The 15,734-nt window shown below is 67.2% G+C and carries 15 protein-coding genes; 9 read left to right on the top strand and 6 right to left on the bottom strand.

Annotated elements, in window-relative coordinates:
• Window positions 1-96: 96 nt before the first annotated feature.
• Window positions 97-3,018, top strand: coding sequence for an alpha/beta fold hydrolase (locus tag ACFFN1_RS13310; RefSeq protein WP_376841303.1), 2,922 nt, complete (start codon window positions 97-99; stop codon window positions 3,016-3,018).
• Window positions 3,019-3,188: 170 nt separating this feature from the next.
• Here ACFFN1_RS13310 and ACFFN1_RS13305 read toward each other — a convergent pair whose 3' ends face one another.
• Window positions 3,189-4,220 (bottom strand): C2 family cysteine protease, encoded by a 1,032-nt coding sequence (locus ACFFN1_RS13305; protein ID WP_376841302.1) that lies wholly within the window; start codon window positions 4,218-4,220, stop codon window positions 3,189-3,191.
• A gap of 219 nt (window positions 4,221-4,439) precedes the next feature.
• Here ACFFN1_RS13305 and infA point away from each other — a divergent pair, with 219 nt between their 5' ends.
• The 6 genes from infA (at window position 4,440) to rplQ (ending at window position 7,633) form a co-directional block, all read left to right on the top strand.
• Window positions 4,440-4,661 carry a translation initiation factor IF-1 gene (gene infA, locus ACFFN1_RS13300; RefSeq protein ID WP_019159374.1) on the top strand — a complete coding sequence of 74 codons (222 nt, stop codon included), beginning with the start codon at window positions 4,440-4,442 and terminating at the stop codon, window positions 4,659-4,661.
• Window positions 4,662-4,738: 77 nt separating this feature from the next.
• Window positions 4,739-4,852 (top strand): 50S ribosomal protein L36, encoded by a 114-nt coding sequence (gene rpmJ, locus ACFFN1_RS13295; protein WP_102161533.1) that lies wholly within the window; start codon window positions 4,739-4,741, stop codon window positions 4,850-4,852.
• A gap of 209 nt (window positions 4,853-5,061) precedes the next feature.
• Window positions 5,062-5,430: a 30S ribosomal protein S13 gene (gene rpsM, locus ACFFN1_RS13290; RefSeq protein WP_376841301.1), complete on the top strand. Its 369-nt coding sequence runs from the start codon at window positions 5,062-5,064 to the stop codon at window positions 5,428-5,430.
• A gap of 51 nt (window positions 5,431-5,481) precedes the next feature.
• A complete protein-coding gene (rpsK, locus tag ACFFN1_RS13285) occupies window positions 5,482-5,886 on the top strand; it encodes a 30S ribosomal protein S11 (RefSeq protein WP_376841299.1) in 405 nt (134 codons plus the stop codon).
• 169 nt (window positions 5,887-6,055) lie between these two features.
• Complete coding sequence (locus tag ACFFN1_RS13280) at window positions 6,056-7,048, top strand: DNA-directed RNA polymerase subunit alpha (protein WP_376841298.1); 993 nt, start codon at window positions 6,056-6,058, stop codon at window positions 7,046-7,048.
• 36 nt (window positions 7,049-7,084) lie between these two features.
• Window positions 7,085-7,633: a 50S ribosomal protein L17 gene (gene rplQ / locus ACFFN1_RS13275; RefSeq protein WP_376841297.1), complete on the top strand. Its 549-nt coding sequence runs from the start codon at window positions 7,085-7,087 to the stop codon at window positions 7,631-7,633.
• 75 nt (window positions 7,634-7,708) lie between these two features.
• On the opposite strand, the gene ACFFN1_RS13270 is transcribed toward rplQ, so the two are convergent.
• From ACFFN1_RS13270 to purU, 5 genes are all read right to left on the bottom strand, one after another.
• On the bottom strand, window positions 7,709-8,923 hold the full coding sequence (locus ACFFN1_RS13270; protein WP_376841296.1) for a hypothetical protein: 1,215 nt from the start codon (window positions 8,921-8,923) through the stop codon (window positions 7,709-7,711).
• Window positions 8,920-10,149 (bottom strand): hypothetical protein, encoded by a 1,230-nt coding sequence (locus tag ACFFN1_RS13265; protein WP_376841295.1) that lies wholly within the window; start codon window positions 10,147-10,149, stop codon window positions 8,920-8,922. The genes ACFFN1_RS13270 and ACFFN1_RS13265 overlap by 4 nt, the downstream gene beginning before the upstream one ends.
• Window positions 10,149-10,628: an antibiotic biosynthesis monooxygenase family protein gene (locus tag ACFFN1_RS13260; protein WP_376841294.1), complete on the bottom strand. Its 480-nt coding sequence runs from the start codon at window positions 10,626-10,628 to the stop codon at window positions 10,149-10,151. The genes ACFFN1_RS13265 and ACFFN1_RS13260 overlap by 1 nt, the downstream gene beginning before the upstream one ends.
• A gap of 3 nt (window positions 10,629-10,631) precedes the next feature.
• The gene (locus ACFFN1_RS13255; protein WP_376841293.1) at window positions 10,632-12,242 is read right to left on the bottom strand and encodes a phenylacetate--CoA ligase family protein; all 1,611 of its coding nucleotides are present in this window, start codon (window positions 12,240-12,242) and stop codon (window positions 10,632-10,634) included.
• A gap of 91 nt (window positions 12,243-12,333) precedes the next feature.
• A complete protein-coding gene (purU, locus tag ACFFN1_RS13250) occupies window positions 12,334-13,275 on the bottom strand; it encodes a formyltetrahydrofolate deformylase (RefSeq protein ID WP_376841292.1) in 942 nt (313 codons plus the stop codon).
• Between the two features lie 226 nt (window positions 13,276-13,501).
• Between purU and glyA the strand changes: the two genes are divergently transcribed.
• Window positions 13,502-14,782, top strand: a complete 1,281-nt coding sequence (gene glyA, locus ACFFN1_RS13245; protein WP_376841291.1) for a serine hydroxymethyltransferase — start codon at window positions 13,502-13,504, stop codon at window positions 14,780-14,782.
• Window positions 14,782-15,672: a bifunctional methylenetetrahydrofolate dehydrogenase/methenyltetrahydrofolate cyclohydrolase gene (locus tag ACFFN1_RS13240; protein ID WP_376841290.1), complete on the top strand. Its 891-nt coding sequence runs from the start codon at window positions 14,782-14,784 to the stop codon at window positions 15,670-15,672. Before glyA ends, ACFFN1_RS13240 begins: the two co-directional genes overlap by 1 nt.
• Window positions 15,673-15,734 lie beyond the last annotated feature (62 nt).

Genomic DNA, 15,734 nt, shown 5'->3' with positions numbered 1-15,734 from the left:
GTAGTCTGAGCTGCTGACCTGCGGCGATGAAAAGTTCTCAAAAAAGTATGAGAGGAACCTCACAAAACGCGCCTCATTCGTCATAGGCTCTCAGGTATGACTGATTCAAGACAGTATCCGCCGGCCCTGCGCAGAATGCGCCAGGTCGGCGTCGCTACGACAGTGACTCTGGCGATGACCCTTGGATTCGGATCTGCTGCTCTGGCTGCACCGTCGCAGCCGGCAGACACTGCCCCTCGCACGGCCCCCGAATCGACGACCAACCCCACCGATCTGGTTGACAAGCTGACGATCACCTATGAGGGTGACGCCACGCTGGAGCCAGCTGCCACCCTCGAGATTCCCGTCACCGTCAAGGGAGAGGCCGGCGACGTCCTCACCCTGCGGCTCAAGCACGCCCAGAACAATGAGATCGTTCCCGGCACCGACACTGACGTCACGATCGGGGAAGACGGGACGGCAGAAGCGACCCTCACCGTTGAGGACCTCGCGCCGGGCACCTATGCGGTCACCGGCGGCGACGACAATCTCATGAACTCCGATACGACCTTCACCGTCGACGGCGACAGCGCCGACGGTGCCGAGGAGACCGAGGGTGCCGAGAAGGAGGGTGCCGAGGATCCGAACGTCCGTCCGGACGGACTCGATGAGTACTACCCGGAGCTCGCCAAGGAGCTCTTCGACGCCGATGGCGACGGCACCTACGAGATCCCGGGACCGGCTTCCGGCGGCAAGAGCCACGGCAACGTACCCAAGGGCCTGGAGGAGCACTACGGCCAGGCCGTCGATATGTCGGCAGAGAACTGCGAGAAGCTCGGACTGCCCGACTACACCGATCGGATCGGCCGGACCCCGGAGTGCGGCTACGTCATCATGCCGATCGACGCTGAGGATCCGAGTGCCGGCAACATCGCCGTGTCCGTCATGCGGGTCAAGGCCGGCACTGTCGAAGGTGGAAAGTTCAAGGAGAACTCCAAGCCGCGCGGCACCGTGCTGTGGAACCCGGGCGGACCGGGCGGCTCGGGCATGACCCTGTCGGTGGCCGGTGCGCTGTTCGAACCGGACCTGGCCGCTGAGTACGACATGCTCGGCTTCGACCCGCGCGGCACCGGCACCTCGATGCCGTTCTCGCAGTGCTCGACCGATGAGCAGATCGACGAGGACCGCGCCTCCAACCCGCACGGCGCGGACACCCGCGAAGAAGTCGAGAAGATGCTCAAGGACCAGACCGAGCGCTTCGCCAACGACTGCTTCGAGAACACCGGCAAGGCCTTCAACCTCGGTGAGGACGGCCAGGAGAAGCTCATGAAGCACCTGGGCACCTGGGATGCCGTCGGCGATATGGACGTCATGCGTTCGGTGTTCGGCGATGAGAAGCTCAACTTCATCGGCTTCTCCTACGGCACCCGCCTCGGCTACGTGTACTCGCAGAAGTTCCAGGCCAATGTCGGCCGCCTCGTCCTCGACGGTGTCGTGGATCCGGGCAGCATCGACGAGCAGGCTGCGATGAAGGCGATCAATGAAGCCTCGAAGAACTACATGCAGTCCGATGACGACCCTGCCGATGATGAGGACAAGACCATCAAGCAGGGCGCTGGATTCCAGAACACCTTCGAGCAGTTCGCCAAGGACTGCACCGCCAAGGGCGCGCAGAAGAAGACCTGGGGCGAACTGTGGCCGGACAAGTTCGGCGGCACCCCGATCGCCGATGAGACCTTCAGCTGTGCACTTGGCGACGGCGTCGAAGACGTCGATGAGCTGACGAAGGCGAATGCCATGCTGCTGCAGACCCTGGAGAAGAAGCCGCTGCCGACCGGACAGCCGAACGACAACCGCATGGTGTCCTTCGCTGATGGCCGCACCGGTGTCTTCCAGGCGCTGTACTCGGAGACCATGTGGCCGGAGCTGGCCTACGGTCTGGCTGAGCTGAAGGAAGGCAAGACCGCCGGCATGCTCATGCAGCTGGCTGACTCCTACAACGACCGCGACGAAAAGGGCCACTACGCTCCGATGCTGCAGGCCTTCACGAACATCCGCTGCGCTGACAACAACAGCTACGGCGAGATGCCGGACATCGAGAAGGCGCGCGAGTTCGCCGAGCGCTACGACGAGGCTGCGCCGTTCCAGGCATCGTCGAAGACCCCGGGTGAGTACGACTACTGCGACTTCTGGCGGTTCAAGGGCACCCTGCCCGCGCCGGAGAAGCTGACGAAGGTGCCCAACATCCTCGTCGTGTCGACCACGCATGACTCGGCCACCCCGTACCCGGCCGGCGTCAAGCTCGCCCGCGTCATCGACGGCACCCTGCTTTCGGCTGCAGGCGCCTCGCACACCTCGTACATGAAGGGTGACGAGAACCTCACCTGTGTCGACGAGACCGTAAACGACTTCCTCATCAACGGCAACGTTCCTGAGGACGGCGACTACGGCAAGAAGCTCGACAAGCCCGACACCGTCAAGGACGACCGCGGCAATGATGTCACCCTCACGACGCAGTGCAAGGTCGAGACCTTCCGCGGCTCCGGCTTCGCGATCTCGACGAACAAGGCACACACCGGTGAGAAGGTCCTCTACAACGCCGAGCACCAGGACGATGTCGACGACTACACCGTCGCCTTCGATGGAGAGACCGTCGCCAAGGGCACGACCGACAACGGCGGCAACGCCTCCGGTCAGTTCACCGTGCCTGAGGATGCCAAGCCGGGCACCTATGAGGTCACCTTCGTCAACGCCGCCGGTGATGCCGTCGCCACCGACTTCCTCGAAGTCATGCGCGATGACGATCCGAAGGAAAACGAGGACGACGACGATGCCAACGGCGGTGGCGACACCGACGAAGGCGGCAAGGACGACGACAAGGGCGGAAAGGACAACGGCAAGGACGACAACGCCGACGACCGCGGTCCGCTGCCGCGCACCGGTGCGGAGATCATGCCGTACCTGCTGCTCATCCTCGCCCTCATCGGCGGCGGTGCAGCTGCGCTGTACAAGTCGCGTCGCACCTCGACTGAGGGCTGAGTCCTCAGCTGAGCACGGTGCTCAGTCACCGGAGCCCACGGGCTCACGGTGAGCAGCGCACCTGACGAAGGGGCGGTCTCTGCGGAGGCCGCCCCTTCGGCGTGCCGGTCGAAGGTCCGTTCCCGAGGTGGTGCTCGCCTGCCGCCCCCGAGGCGGTGGCCGGGTGCTGTTCAGCGCAGCGGCGGCCCAACGTTGACGCTGAGGAAGATGCGCCGGAACTGGGCTTCAGACAGGAACAGATCCGTGCGCCGCGGATGCGGCGTGCCCGGTCGCGGATCGCGGCCGCCGAGCGGATTGCGCACATGGATGCGCAGACGCTCCGGCGGCACAGCGTCCGCACTCGGCTGCCTGTCTATGCGCGGTTGCCCGTCGTGCCGCTGCCGCCCGTCCTCATCGACGACGGCGACGCCGCAGACCACATAGACGTGGCCGTTCATGACGGCGATGTGCCGGCTGGGATCGTCCTCACGGGCGATGAGCCGCACACTGCGGCGCCGCGTCAGAGTCGAGGCCACCACCGGCCTGCCCGCATTCAGCCACGCGCGGATCTGCTGCAGACCGGGCACCGGGCGGGCCGGCGTCAGCCTGCCGGTGAGCAGATAGAAGGCATTGCCGGCGAAGCCGTGCTGCAGACCGGTGTAGCTGCCGCGGCCGAAGCTCACAGCAGCGGCCTTCTCGACAAGGCTGGCCCAGTTCGCCCGGCCGCGGGCGTCACCGGCACGGTGCCGGGCCGGGACGAACGCAGAGATCGTCACCCAGCGCGGCCGCAGTCCCGTGTGCAGCTGCACCTGCGCGAGTCCGTTCGGAAGCCAGCGGATGCGGGAGGAGATGAAACCGGGCCGAGCGTGCTCACAGGCAGCCAGCGCGGCGATGAACCAGCAGTCGCCGAGGTGTCCCTGCCGCACCTCGACCCCGGCGCTCGGCGCCGCGGCTGGCACCGGCACGTCGAGGAGCTGTCGGCCGCGGGGCTGGGGCTCCAGGGCGGGCAGTGCTGCCAGGGTGCGGGACACCTCGGGCGCGGAGGCGGGCAGGAGTGCCTCGATCGCGCGGGCGGCGCGGTGCTGATAGAAGCCGGCGCGGCGCAGCAGCCGGGGGAGGAGATGGAAGCGGGAATCCGGTTCGCCGCGCAGTGCGGCATTGAGAGCTCCGGCATCGGCGGACGTGAGCAGCGACGCAGCTGGATGCGCAGAAATGGGTGGCATGCACACGCTGTTTCGTGTAGAGTGGTGGATTGGTCTGTGACCTCTGGACATGCCAGTTCCGTCTTTCTCCGGGTAGCTTAGCCCATCTGGCGAACATGCGGAACCGGACACTCCGGGTCAGGACTGCCGGTCGAATCAGGCCCCACCCGGGTAGCCGAAGAGGGTCTGAGACACGAACGAACGCAGCACTGCTGCGGGAAAATGGGGTTGACGAACGATATGGCCAAAAAAGAAGGGGTCATTGAGATCGAAGGAACCGTTGTCGAAGCACTCCCGAACGCCTCGTTCCGGGTGGAGCTGACCAACGGCCACAAGGTTCTGGCGCACATCTCCGGAAAGATGCGTCAGCACTACATCCGCATTCTTCCCGAGGACCGCGTCGTGGTGGAGCTCTCTCCCTACGACCTGTCCCGTGGTCGCATCGTGTACCGGTACAAGTAACAGATCTTTTCGACCGCTGCACTGCGTCCCCCGGGGGATCTCCCTGGGGTTTTCGCAGTCAGCAAGAAGGACTCACGATGAAGGTTCACCCCAGCGTCAAGAAGGTCTGCGAGAAGTGCAAGGTCATCCGGCGTCACAGCCGGGTCATGGTGATCTGCGACAATCCGCGTCACAAGCAGCGCCAGGGCTGATCGCACACTTCCAGCAGACTCCCGTTCGCGCCTGCCCCTGAGCAGCTGCGAGCACCACACCCAAGCAGGCCTCGCCCCCTGCAGCTGTCCGGCCCAGCGCCGGCAGCAGCCGCAGGACGATACCCCCGGTTCGAAGGCCGGGGACCCGGGATACCTCGGGACAGGTCTGAGCAAGCACCTTCGACAACGAATACACGGAGTAAGAACTTATGGCACGTCTTGCCGGAGTCGACCTCCCGCGTGAGAAGCGCGTGGAAGTCGCCCTGACATACATCTATGGTGTGGGCCGCACTCGTGCGAGCCAGACCCTGACCGAGACCGGGATCAGCCCCGACACCCGCGTCAAGGACCTCACTGATGATGAGCTCGTGCAGCTGCGCGACTACATCGAGGGAACGTTCAAGGTGGAAGGCGACCTGCGCCGCGAGGTCGCCGCTGACATCCGCCGCAAGGTTGAGATCGGCTGCTACGCAGGCCTGCGCCACCGTCGCGGCCTGCCGGTGCGCGGCCAGCGCACCAAGACCAATGCGCGCACCCGCAAGGGCCCGAAGCGCACGGTCGCCGGTAAGAAGAAGTAATCCGGCCCTTTCAGCTTTCACCGAACACCCTCGATCAGGAGTTTTTGATCTATGCCTCCCAAGTCACGCGCAGGAGCAATGCGCAAGCCGCGTCGTCGCGATAAGAAGAACATCGTCAACGGCCAGGCGCACATCAAGTCCACCTTCAACAACACGATCGTCTCGATCACCGATCCCACAGGAGCTGTGATCTCCTGGGCTTCCGCCGGTGAGGTCGGTTTCAAGGGCTCGCGCAAGTCGACCCCGTACGCCGCACAGATGGCCGCTGAGTCCGCCGCCCGCCGGGCAATGGAGATGGGCCTGAAGAAGGTCGACGTCTTCGTCAAGGGCCCGGGCTCGGGCCGCGAGACCGCGATCCGCTCGCTCCAGGCCGCCGGCCTTGAGCTGGGCACCATCCAGGACGTCACCCCGACGCCGCACAACGGCTGCCGCCCGCCGAAGCGCCGCCGCGGCTGAGCCTTTCCGGTTCCCGCCCCCGAGGCGGGTCGCCTGCTGGCAGGTGAGACCCGCCTCGGGCACGGGGACCGAACCTCTGTCCACCACCCGCAAGCGTTTACGAGTACTGACTTACTCAACTAGTGCATGCGAGCGTCATATAGCGGATGCTCGCTGAAAGGAAGCCCACGTGCTCATTGCACAGCGCCCCACGCTCACGGAAGAGGCTGTATCAGCCAATCGATCGCGCTTCGTCATCGAGCCGCTCGAGCCTGGTTTCGGATACACCCTCGGCAACTCGCTGCGTCGGACCCTGCTCTCGTCCATCCCCGGTGCCTCGGTGACGAGCATCCGGGTCGACGGCGTGCTGCACGAGTTCACCACGGTTCCGGGAGTCAAGGAGGATGTCACTGAGTTCATCCTCAACCTCAAGTCCCTCGTCGTCTCCTCGGAGTTCGACGAGCCGGTCGTGGCCTACCTGCGCAAGCAGGGACCGGGCACGGTCACCGCTGAGGACATCTCGGCACCGGCTGGTGTGGAGATCCACAACCCGGAGCTCTACATCGCCACGCTCAACGAAGACGGCCGCCTCGATCTGGAGCTCACCATCGAGCGCGGCCGCGGCTACGTCTCTGCCGCGCAGAACAAGAACGCCGACGCTGAGATCGGCCGGATCCCGGTCGACTCGATCTACTCGCCGGTGCTCAAGGTCACCTACAAGGTCGAAGCCACCCGCGTCGAGCAGCGCACCGACTTCGACCGTCTCATCGTCGATGTCGAGACGAAGCCGTCGATCGCCCCGCGCGATGCCGTCGCTTCGGCCGGCAAGACCCTCGTCGAGCTCTTCGGCCTGGCCCGCGAGCTCAATGTCGAAGCTGAGGGCATCGACATCGGCCCCTCGCCGGTCGACGCCGCCCTGGCTGCCGATCTCGCTCTGGCGATCGAGGACCTCGACCTCACGGTGCGGTCCTACAACTGCCTCAAGCGCGAAGGCATCCACACGGTCGGTGAACTGGTCGCCCGCAGCGAAGCAGACCTCATGGACATCCGCAACTTCGGTTCGAAGTCCATCGACGAAGTCAAGGCCAAGCTCAACGAGCTCGGACTCAGCCTTAAAGACAGCGCCAACGGCTACGGCGATGCTGGCGACGAGATGAGCTACGTCGACGACGAGCAGTACTGAGCGGCTGACCGAACAGAGATTTCAAGGAGATAAACAATGCCTACGCCTACCAAGGGCAACCGCCTCGGCGGCTCCCCGGCGCACGAGCGGGCGATGCTGAACAACATGGCGTCCCAGCTCTTCGAGAACAAGTCCATCACCACGACGGTGACGAAGGCCAAGCGTCTGCGGCCGGTCGCCGAGCGCCTCATCACCTTCGCCAAGCGCGGTGACCTCGCTGCGCGCCGCCGCGTCATGCAGCAGATCGGCGACAAGTCCGTCGTCCACGAGCTGTTCACCTCGATCGCTCCGGCTGTCGCCGAGCGTCCGGGCGGCTACACCCGCATCACCAAGATCGGTCCGCGCAAGGGCGACAACGCTCCGATGGCCGTCATCGAGCTGGTGCTGGAGGCCTACTCGCCCAAGCAGGCCACGGTGAAGGAAGCCGAGCAGGCCGCCCAGGCTGCTGCTGCGGACACCGCGGCTGAGGATGCTGCTGAGGAGACCGCTGAGGACGAGACCCCCGAGGTCGAGGCCGACGTCACCTCCGGTGCGCAGGACGACGAAGCGCAGGAAGCTGCCGAGCAGGCCGACGACGACACGTGAGTCGCTGACGCTGCTGCAGCATCACGCTGAGCATCGCAGGCCCGGAACCGCTGAGGTTCCGGGCCTGCAGCGCATTCAGCGCAGGCGCGGTGAGCGCGGCACGGGGCCGGTCGAATGCCCCACCGAGAATGCCGCGAAGGGTTGGTAGACCGGCTTGTCGCCGTGGCGGGGTGGGGCGGTGCGGCGCAGCACATCGGCGAGCATCGCGGTCGGCAGCTGCACGTCTTTGAGCTGCGATTCGACTGCGACCCGCAGCCCATGGCGGGCGAAGATGAGCCACAGTCGCATGAGCTCGCGGCCCAGCAGCACCCACTGCTGGGCGCTCACAGCGCTCGGATGACGGGCTTCGATCGCCAGGGCCAGCCGGTCGGGAGCCTTCCCGGCGATGAAGGTCGGCAGCATCGTCGACCATGCGCCGGCGGTCACGAGCATGTCGCGCAGGCGGTCGCGTGCGGCATCCGGGGCCTCATCACCGCCGAGCATCCGGGCCGCGAGCCGTGCAGCGGCCTTCGGCAGCCGCAGGGTCGCGGCCGTCAGACCGTCTTCCTGATAGCGGGGATCCCGGTCGTCCAGCCGCAGCCAGCGCAGCGTCTCATCGAAGGCCTCCCGCGGTTCGAAGGGAGCGGACTGTGCATAGCGTGCGGCCTTGACCCAGACCGCCTCGGGCACCTGGGCGATCGCGATGCCCGGCACCGGCGACTCCTGCCCGGCAGGTTGCGCGTCTGCGGCGGGCTGCTCATCTCCGGCAGGCTGCACGGCTGCGGCAAGGCTGTGGGTCTTCCCCTGGACGGTGCGGTCGTAGATGGCATAGGGGCGCAGCTGCCGGTACTCCGCCACCGCTGCTTCGACGGCAGCGGTGTCCCGGCGCAGGCGTCCGCGATCCACCTGCCGGGCCAACACCTCGGCGACGGAGAACTGCGCCGAGACCGTCCCATCGGAGGGGTCCGCACCAGAGCCGGCACCCGCCGCGCTCTTCGGGGCGAGCACGAACTCGATCGTCACATCCTGCCGCCCGCCGGTGATGCGCAGCTCGCGCAGCTGCAGGCCCTCGGCGGCAGCGGCGATCGCACAGGTCTCCACCCAGCAGCCCAGGGACAGCCCCAGATCCGCGCCGTGAGGGTCGGTCACCGGCAGGGTGCGTTCAGCATCGGTGCGCACTCGGATCCGCGCACCCTCCTCACTGATGTCGACCAGGCGCGGCAGCCACGGCTGCGTGTTGTGCGCGCTCGGGGCGCGGGAGGCGATGTCGAAGAGCCCCTCGATCATCGCAGCATTCAGCGGTCGGGTCATGGATGCACCTCGCGGAAGAAGTAGCGGAGTTCGTGGAGCCAATGCCCGCCGGCCTTGGCCGGCACCGACGACGACCCCGGATTGTCATCGCCGACGACGGTGACGCGCAGCCGCCGGTAGCCTCTGCGGACGAGTTCAGAGTACATCTTCCGTGCCAGCAGCGACACGAGTCCGCGCCGCTGCGCATCCGGGTGCGCAGCCTGGATGATGAGCACCGCATCGCGTCCCGCGCCCGAGGCGGTGCGCCCGGTGAGCTGCTCGCGCAGCAGCATCCCTGCCGCCCGGGTATTGAGCCTGCCGCCGGTGGCCCGCAGCACGTGCACCGGGTCGGGCACCGTGAGGATGAAGGCCGCCGCCGGATCCTCGGGCGCGGCATCGAGACCATGGGCGGTGACGATGAGACCGGGCTCCATGAGCAGCGCCAGTCCCGCGGTCTGGGAGGCGAACTGAGCGTCGGAGATCTGTGTGTAGTACGGCAGCGCCCCGAAGGCCGCATTGAGGGTCGGGCGGATCTGCCTGAGTGCGCGCCGCAGCCCCAGCCGGGAAGGCGTGCTGATCCGCACCCCGGCGGCGGCGCATTCGGCCTCGCTCGGGGCTGTCGCCCGTGCCGCCGGCACCGCGGCGAGCTCGACCGACCATGTGCGCCCACCGCCCCAGCGGTGGAACCCGGCTGCCTCATAGATCGCAGTGGTCGCCGGTGTGTTCCAGGCGGTGTCGAAGAACCCGGGATGCTCATATCCGCCGACGACCACCCCTCCGGTCTCATTCGGCAGCAGGGACGTCGGCCCGAACAGATGCGTGCACCCGGCCTGCCGGGCACGATCCTCCAGCGCAGCGAACAGCGCCTGCGCGGCTTCCGCGCTGGCGAACTCGGCGGCACCGAACAGCTGGGCGCGCACCTGCCGGTGCTGCCAGTCATCGACGACCCCGGCATGCACCTCGGCAGGGGTGAGCCGGCGGCGCAGCCGCCCGGAGAGCTTCGCATCGAGGGCGGGGTACCGGTGAGCGCTCGTGCGCCCGACGACCTGCCCGTCATCATCGACGGCGATGAGGAGGGTGACCGCGTCGGGGAACCACGACCGGCCGGTGTGCCACGCCCGCAGGTCCGAGCGCAGCAGCGGCACCCAGTGGTCTGCGGTGCCGCTCGCCGCAGCGAGCCGCTGCGGCAGATCGAGGAAGGCTCGCAGCTGCGCGCGCGTGGAGACCTCGGTGACGGTGACCGGCATCAGCGTCCAGCGCCTGACGCGCGGCCCGTGCCCGAGGTGGGCGGCGCCTCGGCGTCGGTCTCACCTGCGAGCTGGGTGAACCGGTCGATCATCCCGGTGCGGCCGTCCTCGGCGCGGAAGATCCCGTTCGTGTAGCCCCACTCCTCGGCGGTGAGGATGCGGATGAAGCCGCCGCGGGCCGGGGACTCATCGCCGCGGCCCACCAGCCAGTGCATGATCTCGTGGTGCTCATGCGTGCGGGCGAAGCGCATGAGATCGTCCTGGGACTCGAAGACGACGATGAGCCCGATCCGCTTGGGGAACTCATAGTAGCTGCGATGCCACAGATAGCCCGGCGCGCGCTTGAGCGCGCGGGCGAGCTTGGGCCAGCGGCGCAGCTGCTCGACCATCGCCCACGGCGAGCGGTACTCATTGCAGCCGAGGAACACCGAGCCGGCCCGGCCCTGAGGCGGGGTGGCGGAGAAGTCGGTCGTGCGCATGGATCAGGCCTCCTCGGTCCTCATGAGGTACACGTTCTTGATCTTCTGGGGGCCGCCGGCGAACGGGCCGGTGCCGTGGTCGTGCAGCTCCAGCTGGATCTCCGCGGCCGAAGCGTCCTCCTCCAGGGACTGCCGGAAGTCCCGGGACACCTCGGCGAGGTGGGCGAGCACCCCCTGCGTGAGCGCCTGCGTCATCTCCGTGCGCTCATCTGCGGTGAGCGCCTGCGCCTCGGCGGTGTCGCGCAGCTGCACATGCAGCGCCGGACGGACCTCCAGTTCGCCGTGATCGCGCAGCTCGATGCGGAAGGACTCGATGAGCCCGGCGAAGCGCTCATCGCGGTACAGGCCGTTCTCCACGTCGAGCGGATAGATGTTGGCGCCCATATAGGAGATCGTCGAATCCGCCCGCCCGAACAGCAGCACGAACGGCAGCCGCATCCCCTGCCGGCGGAAGGCGCGCGAGAGCCGCGCGGACAGCTGCGGGAACTGCCGGGTGATGGCGACCATCTCCCGGAAGTCGAGCAGCCGGGCCTCATCGCCGATGTTGTAGCGCAGCCGCGGACTCATGACCGCAGCGGAGTTGATGGTGACGACGAGCTCACCGTCCGCGGTGGTCTCCAGGAAGGTCTCCAGCGGGTTGTACTGGAAGATCATCGGGGTGCGGTCCTCAGCGGAGCCCAGCAGTGCGGCGCGGAAGTCGTCATTGCGGGTGAGCTCCCGGCGGATCTCGACGGACACATCGGTCTCACCGGCCATCCCGATCGTCAGATCCGAGGCGCCATAGCCGGAGTAGACGCGGCCGAAGCGCTTCTGCACATAGTCGCGCAGCGCCTCGGTCATCGCCTCCCCGCCGACGAAGCCGTTGAGCTCGAACTGGTCCCAGTACTCGGGGTCCTCCGCATCCATCCGGTCGACGAGGTGCTTGAGGAACGGGGGATAGGCGCTGATGAGGTAGGTGTGGTTTGGGCCGAAATGGCGCAGCGTGTCGAGGATCTTCTCCAGGTCCGGGCCGGTGTTCTTCACCATCGCGACCTTCGCCATCGCCAGGCCGGTGTTCGTGCCGGTCGCCCAGGCGCCCATCGAGAAGGCGTTGATGCAGAAGAGGTTCTCAGCGCCGAACAGGAACGTGACATAGCCGGCGACGTTCTTGTGCACGGTCGCCAGCTCCCGCTTCGAGCGCATCCAGTTGAACGGCGTGCCCGAGGACCCGGAGGACTCATCGACGACGGTGCCGACCATGTCGATGCGGCCGTTCCAGCAGCGGTCCTCCTCGGAGTAGGCGCTGACATAGCCGGCTTTCGAGGTCTGCGGATAGCTGTCGAGGTCCCACCACCGGAACTCGTAGTCATGTGCGACGAGATGGTCCTGATAGGCCGGCACATCGAGGCTCGCCTGCTGGCAGATCATCCACGCATTCAGCTTCGCGAAGCGCTCCAGCCCGGGTCGATAGTTGCGCGCTGTCAGCCGCCACAGCGCCGGATGCACCCGGTAGGCGGCATAGGCCGTCGTGAGCCCGACGTTCGTGAGCCGCAGCAGCGCCTGCCGAGCGAGATTCACCGGTCCTCGTCTGATCCGCGGCTTCCGCAGGCCGCCTGCATCGTCGATGGAGCTCATACCGCCATTCTAAGGGCATGCGAGGGTCGGGCGGTACCCGCTCGATGTTGCCGTTCGGCAACATCGCCCTGCCGCGCCCGAGGTGGTGGCGTCAGTCGAAGACGACGGTGCGGTTCCCGTCGAGCAGCACCCGCCCCTCGGCATGCCAGCCGACGGCCCGGGAGAGCACCGCGGCCTCGACGTCCTGGCCGAAGCGGATGAACTGGGCAGGGGAGTGGCGGTGCTCGACGCGCACGACGTCCTGTTCGATGATCGGGCCCTCATCGAGGTCATCGGTGACATAGTGGGCGGTCGCGCCGATGATCTTGACGCCGCGGTCATGGGCCTGATGGTAGGGGCGGGCACCCTTGAAGCTCGGCAGGAAGGAATGGTGGATGTTGATGATGCGCCCGGCCATCCGCTCGCACAGGGCAGGGGAGAGGACCTGCATATAGCGGGCGAGGACGACGAGCTCGATGTCGTACTCCTCGACGAGGGCCAGCAGGGCCGCCTCCGCCTCGGCTTTGGTCTCCGCGGTGACCGGAATGTGGTGGAAGGGCACCCCGGCATGCTCGGCCATCGGCGCGAGGAGGGTGTGGTTGCCGGCGACTGCGGCGATGTCGATCGGCAGTGCGCCGGTGCCGGTGTGGAAGAGCAGATCATTGAGGCAGTGCCCGGCCTTCGACACCATGACGAGTGTGCGCAGCCGGCGGTCGGCCCGGTGCAGCTCGGCGGTGAAGTCGAGGCGCTGAGCCACCGGGGACAGCGCAGCGCGGATGTCCGCTTCGCTCGTGTGCGTGCGGAATTGCATGCGCAGGAAGAACTGGTGGGAGTCCGGTGAGCCGAACTGCTGCGACTCGGTGATCGTCGCCTCCAGCTCGACGAGCATCCCGGAGACCGCATGGACGATCCCGGCCCGGTCGGGACACGCGAGCGACAGCACCCACTCGACCCCCGCCTCGGCGGCGGCCCCGGCAGCAGCGGAGCCGGCCTCGGGAACAGCGGCAGCAGGGGCGGTGGACACGGGGGCGGGCGACGAGTCTGGAGTCTGCATAGCCCCCCAGTGTAGAGACCGGCAGGGGCAGCAGGTCTGGCGGGGCAGACGATGTGTGCGGCACCTCGGACAGCGCGATTCCACTGCGCGGACATCGTTCTGAAACAGCCGATTCCGGCCCGGAGCCGGCTGTTAGAGTTGTCACTGGCGAGCACCATGCCGGCGGTGAAGCCCGGCCGCCCGCTGAAGAACCCCATCTGTTCCCGTCTTGCAAGGAGCCGCCGGAATGAATAACGCGTCGACAATGAACGCCTCGATCGAGCAGATCGACCCGGAGATCGCTTCCGTCCTCGATCAGGAGCTCGACCGCCAGCGCGGCACGCTCGAGATGATCGCCTCGGAGAACTTCGTGCCCAATGCCGTGCTCGAAGCACAGGGCTCGGTGCTGACGAACAAGTACGCCGAAGGCTACCCGGGGCGCCGCTACTACGGCGGCTGCGAGGCCGTCGACATCGCTGAGAACCTCGCGATCGACCGGGCCAAGAGCCTCTTCGGCGCTGAGTACGCCAATGTCCAGCCGCACTCGGGTGCCTCGGCCAATGCGGCAGTCATGCACGCCTTCGCCCGCGCCGGCGACGGCATGCTCGGCCTGAGCCTCGCCCACGGCGGCCACCTCACCCACGGCATGAAGATCAACTTCTCCGGCCGCCTCTACGAGGTCTCGGCCTATGAGGTCGACCCGGAGTCCTACCGCATCGACATGGACAAGGTCCGCGAGCAGGCGCTCGCCCACCGCCCCAAGGTCATCGTCGCCGGCTGGTCGGCCTACCCGCGCCACCTCGACTTCGCCGCCTTCCGCGAGATCGCCGATGAGGTCGGTGCCTATCTGTGGGTCGATATGGCCCACTTCGCCGGGCTCGTCGCCGCCGGTCTGCACCCCAATCCGGTGCCTTATGCCGATGTCGTGTCCTCGACGGTGCACAAGACGTTGGGCGGACCGCGTTCGGGCATCATCCTCTCCCGCGATCCGGAGCATGCGAAGAAGATCAACTCCGCAGTGTTCCCCGGCCAGCAGGGCGGGCCGCTCATGCATGTCGTAGCCGCCAAGGCAGTGGCCTTCATGCTCGCCGCGACCCAGGAGTTCAAGGAGCGTCAGCAGCGCACCATCGAAGGTGCGCAGATCCTGGCGGAGCGTCTGCTCGCATCCGATGTCGCCGAGGCCGGCGTCTCGGTGCTCACCGGCGGCACCGACGTCCACCTCGCGCTCGTCGACCTGCGCAACTCCGCCCTCGACGGGCAGCAGGCCGAGGACCTCCTCCACGAAGTCGGCATCACCGTCAACCGCAATGCGGTGCCCTTCGATCCGCGCCCGCCGATGGTCACCTCGGGCCTGCGGATCGGCACCCCGGCCCTGGCCACCCGCGGATTCGGTGCCGCGGAGTTCACCGAGGTCGCCGACATCATCGCCGAAACCCTCAAGCCGAGCCCGGATGTCGAGGCGCTCAAGGCACGGGTGCAGAAGCTGACCGACGGATTCCCGCTCTACGAAGGACTGAAGCAGTACTGATGACCGCGCAGAAACTCGACGGCAAGGCCGCAGCCAAGGACATCAAGGACGAACTCGCCGGCCGCGTGCGTGCGCTGGCTGAGACCGGGCAGGCCCCGGGGCTCGGCACGGTGCTCGTCGGCGACGACCCCGGTTCGCAGTCCTATGTGGCCGGGAAGCACCGCGACTGCGAGCAGGTGGGCATCCGCTCGATCCGCCGCGATCTGCCGGCCGACATCACCCAGGCGGAGCTCGAAGCAGTCATCGACGAGCTCAACGCCGACCCGGAGTGCACCGCCTACATCGTCCAGCTGCCGTTGCCCGGCCACATCGACACGGATGCGATCCTGGAGCGCATCGACCCGGACAAGGATGCCGACGGCCTGCACCCGATGAACCTCGGCCGGCTCATGCTCAACGTCAACCGGCCGATCACCTCGCCGCTGCCGTGCACGCCGCGCGGTGTCATCGAACTCATCGACCGTGCCGGCTTCGACCTGGCTGGCCAGCACGTCGTCGTCATCGGCCGCGGAGTGACCGTCGGCCGGTCGATCGGCTCGCTGCTGACCCGCCGCGACCACAACGCCACCGTGACCCTCACCCACACCGGCACCCGCGACCTCGATGCGCTGCTCATGCAGGCCGATGTCATCGTCGCGGCTGCCGGCTCGGCGCATCTGGTCAAGCCCGAGGCGGTCAAGCCCGGTGCCGTCGTTCTCGACGTCGGGGTCTCGCGCGTCGTCGACGAGGAGACCGGCAAGGGAAAGATCACCGGCGATGTCGATCCGGCTGTCGCCGAGGTGGCCGGCTGGCTGTCGCCGAATCCCGGCGGTGTCGGCCCGATGACCCGTGCGCTGCTGCTGCGCAACGTCGTCGAGATCGCCGAACGCCAGGCCGCCGCACAGAGCTGAGCCCACAGCGCTGAAGGCCCCACCCGGAATCGGGTGGAGCCTTCAGCGCTGATGCGGAAGAA

It is taken from the genome of Brevibacterium otitidis (genome assembly GCF_042429315.1).
GTDB classification, from domain to species: domain Bacteria; phylum Actinomycetota; class Actinomycetes; order Actinomycetales; family Brevibacteriaceae; genus Brevibacterium; species Brevibacterium otitidis.
The sequence above is the reverse complement of the archived record's forward strand: the minus strand, read 5'-3'. Positions and strand labels throughout refer to the sequence as shown.

What these genes read in the sequence shown, in the direction of transcription:
- ACFFN1_RS13310 (WP_376841303.1), top strand. Translation starts at nt 97, where the DNA reads ATGACTGATTCAAGACAGTATCCGCCGGCCCTGCGCAGAATGCGCCAG.
- ACFFN1_RS13305 (WP_376841302.1), bottom strand. Translation starts at nt 4,220, where the DNA reads ATGCCACCCATTTCTGCGCATCCAGCTGCGTCGCTGCTCACGTCCGCC.
- infA (WP_019159374.1), top strand. Translation starts at nt 4,440, where the DNA reads ATGGCCAAAAAAGAAGGGGTCATTGAGATCGAAGGAACCGTTGTCGAA.
- rpmJ (WP_102161533.1), top strand. Translation starts at nt 4,739, where the DNA reads ATGAAGGTTCACCCCAGCGTCAAGAAGGTCTGCGAGAAGTGCAAGGTC.
- rpsM (WP_376841301.1), top strand. Translation starts at nt 5,062, where the DNA reads ATGGCACGTCTTGCCGGAGTCGACCTCCCGCGTGAGAAGCGCGTGGAA.
- rpsK (WP_376841299.1), top strand. Translation starts at nt 5,482, where the DNA reads ATGCCTCCCAAGTCACGCGCAGGAGCAATGCGCAAGCCGCGTCGTCGC.
- rplQ (WP_376841297.1), top strand. Translation starts at nt 7,085, where the DNA reads ATGCCTACGCCTACCAAGGGCAACCGCCTCGGCGGCTCCCCGGCGCAC.
- ACFFN1_RS13270 (WP_376841296.1), bottom strand. Translation starts at nt 8,923, where the DNA reads ATGACCCGACCGCTGAATGCTGCGATGATCGAGGGGCTCTTCGACATC.
- ACFFN1_RS13265 (WP_376841295.1), bottom strand. Translation starts at nt 10,149, where the DNA reads ATGCCGGTCACCGTCACCGAGGTCTCCACGCGCGCGCAGCTGCGAGCC.
- ACFFN1_RS13260 (WP_376841294.1), bottom strand. Translation starts at nt 10,628, where the DNA reads ATGCGCACGACCGACTTCTCCGCCACCCCGCCTCAGGGCCGGGCCGGC.
- ACFFN1_RS13255 (WP_376841293.1), bottom strand. Translation starts at nt 12,242, where the DNA reads ATGAGCTCCATCGACGATGCAGGCGGCCTGCGGAAGCCGCGGATCAGA.
- purU (WP_376841292.1), bottom strand. Translation starts at nt 13,275, where the DNA reads ATGCAGACTCCAGACTCGTCGCCCGCCCCCGTGTCCACCGCCCCTGCT.
- glyA (WP_376841291.1), top strand. Translation starts at nt 13,502, where the DNA reads ATGAATAACGCGTCGACAATGAACGCCTCGATCGAGCAGATCGACCCG.
- ACFFN1_RS13240 (WP_376841290.1), top strand. Translation starts at nt 14,782, where the DNA reads ATGACCGCGCAGAAACTCGACGGCAAGGCCGCAGCCAAGGACATCAAG.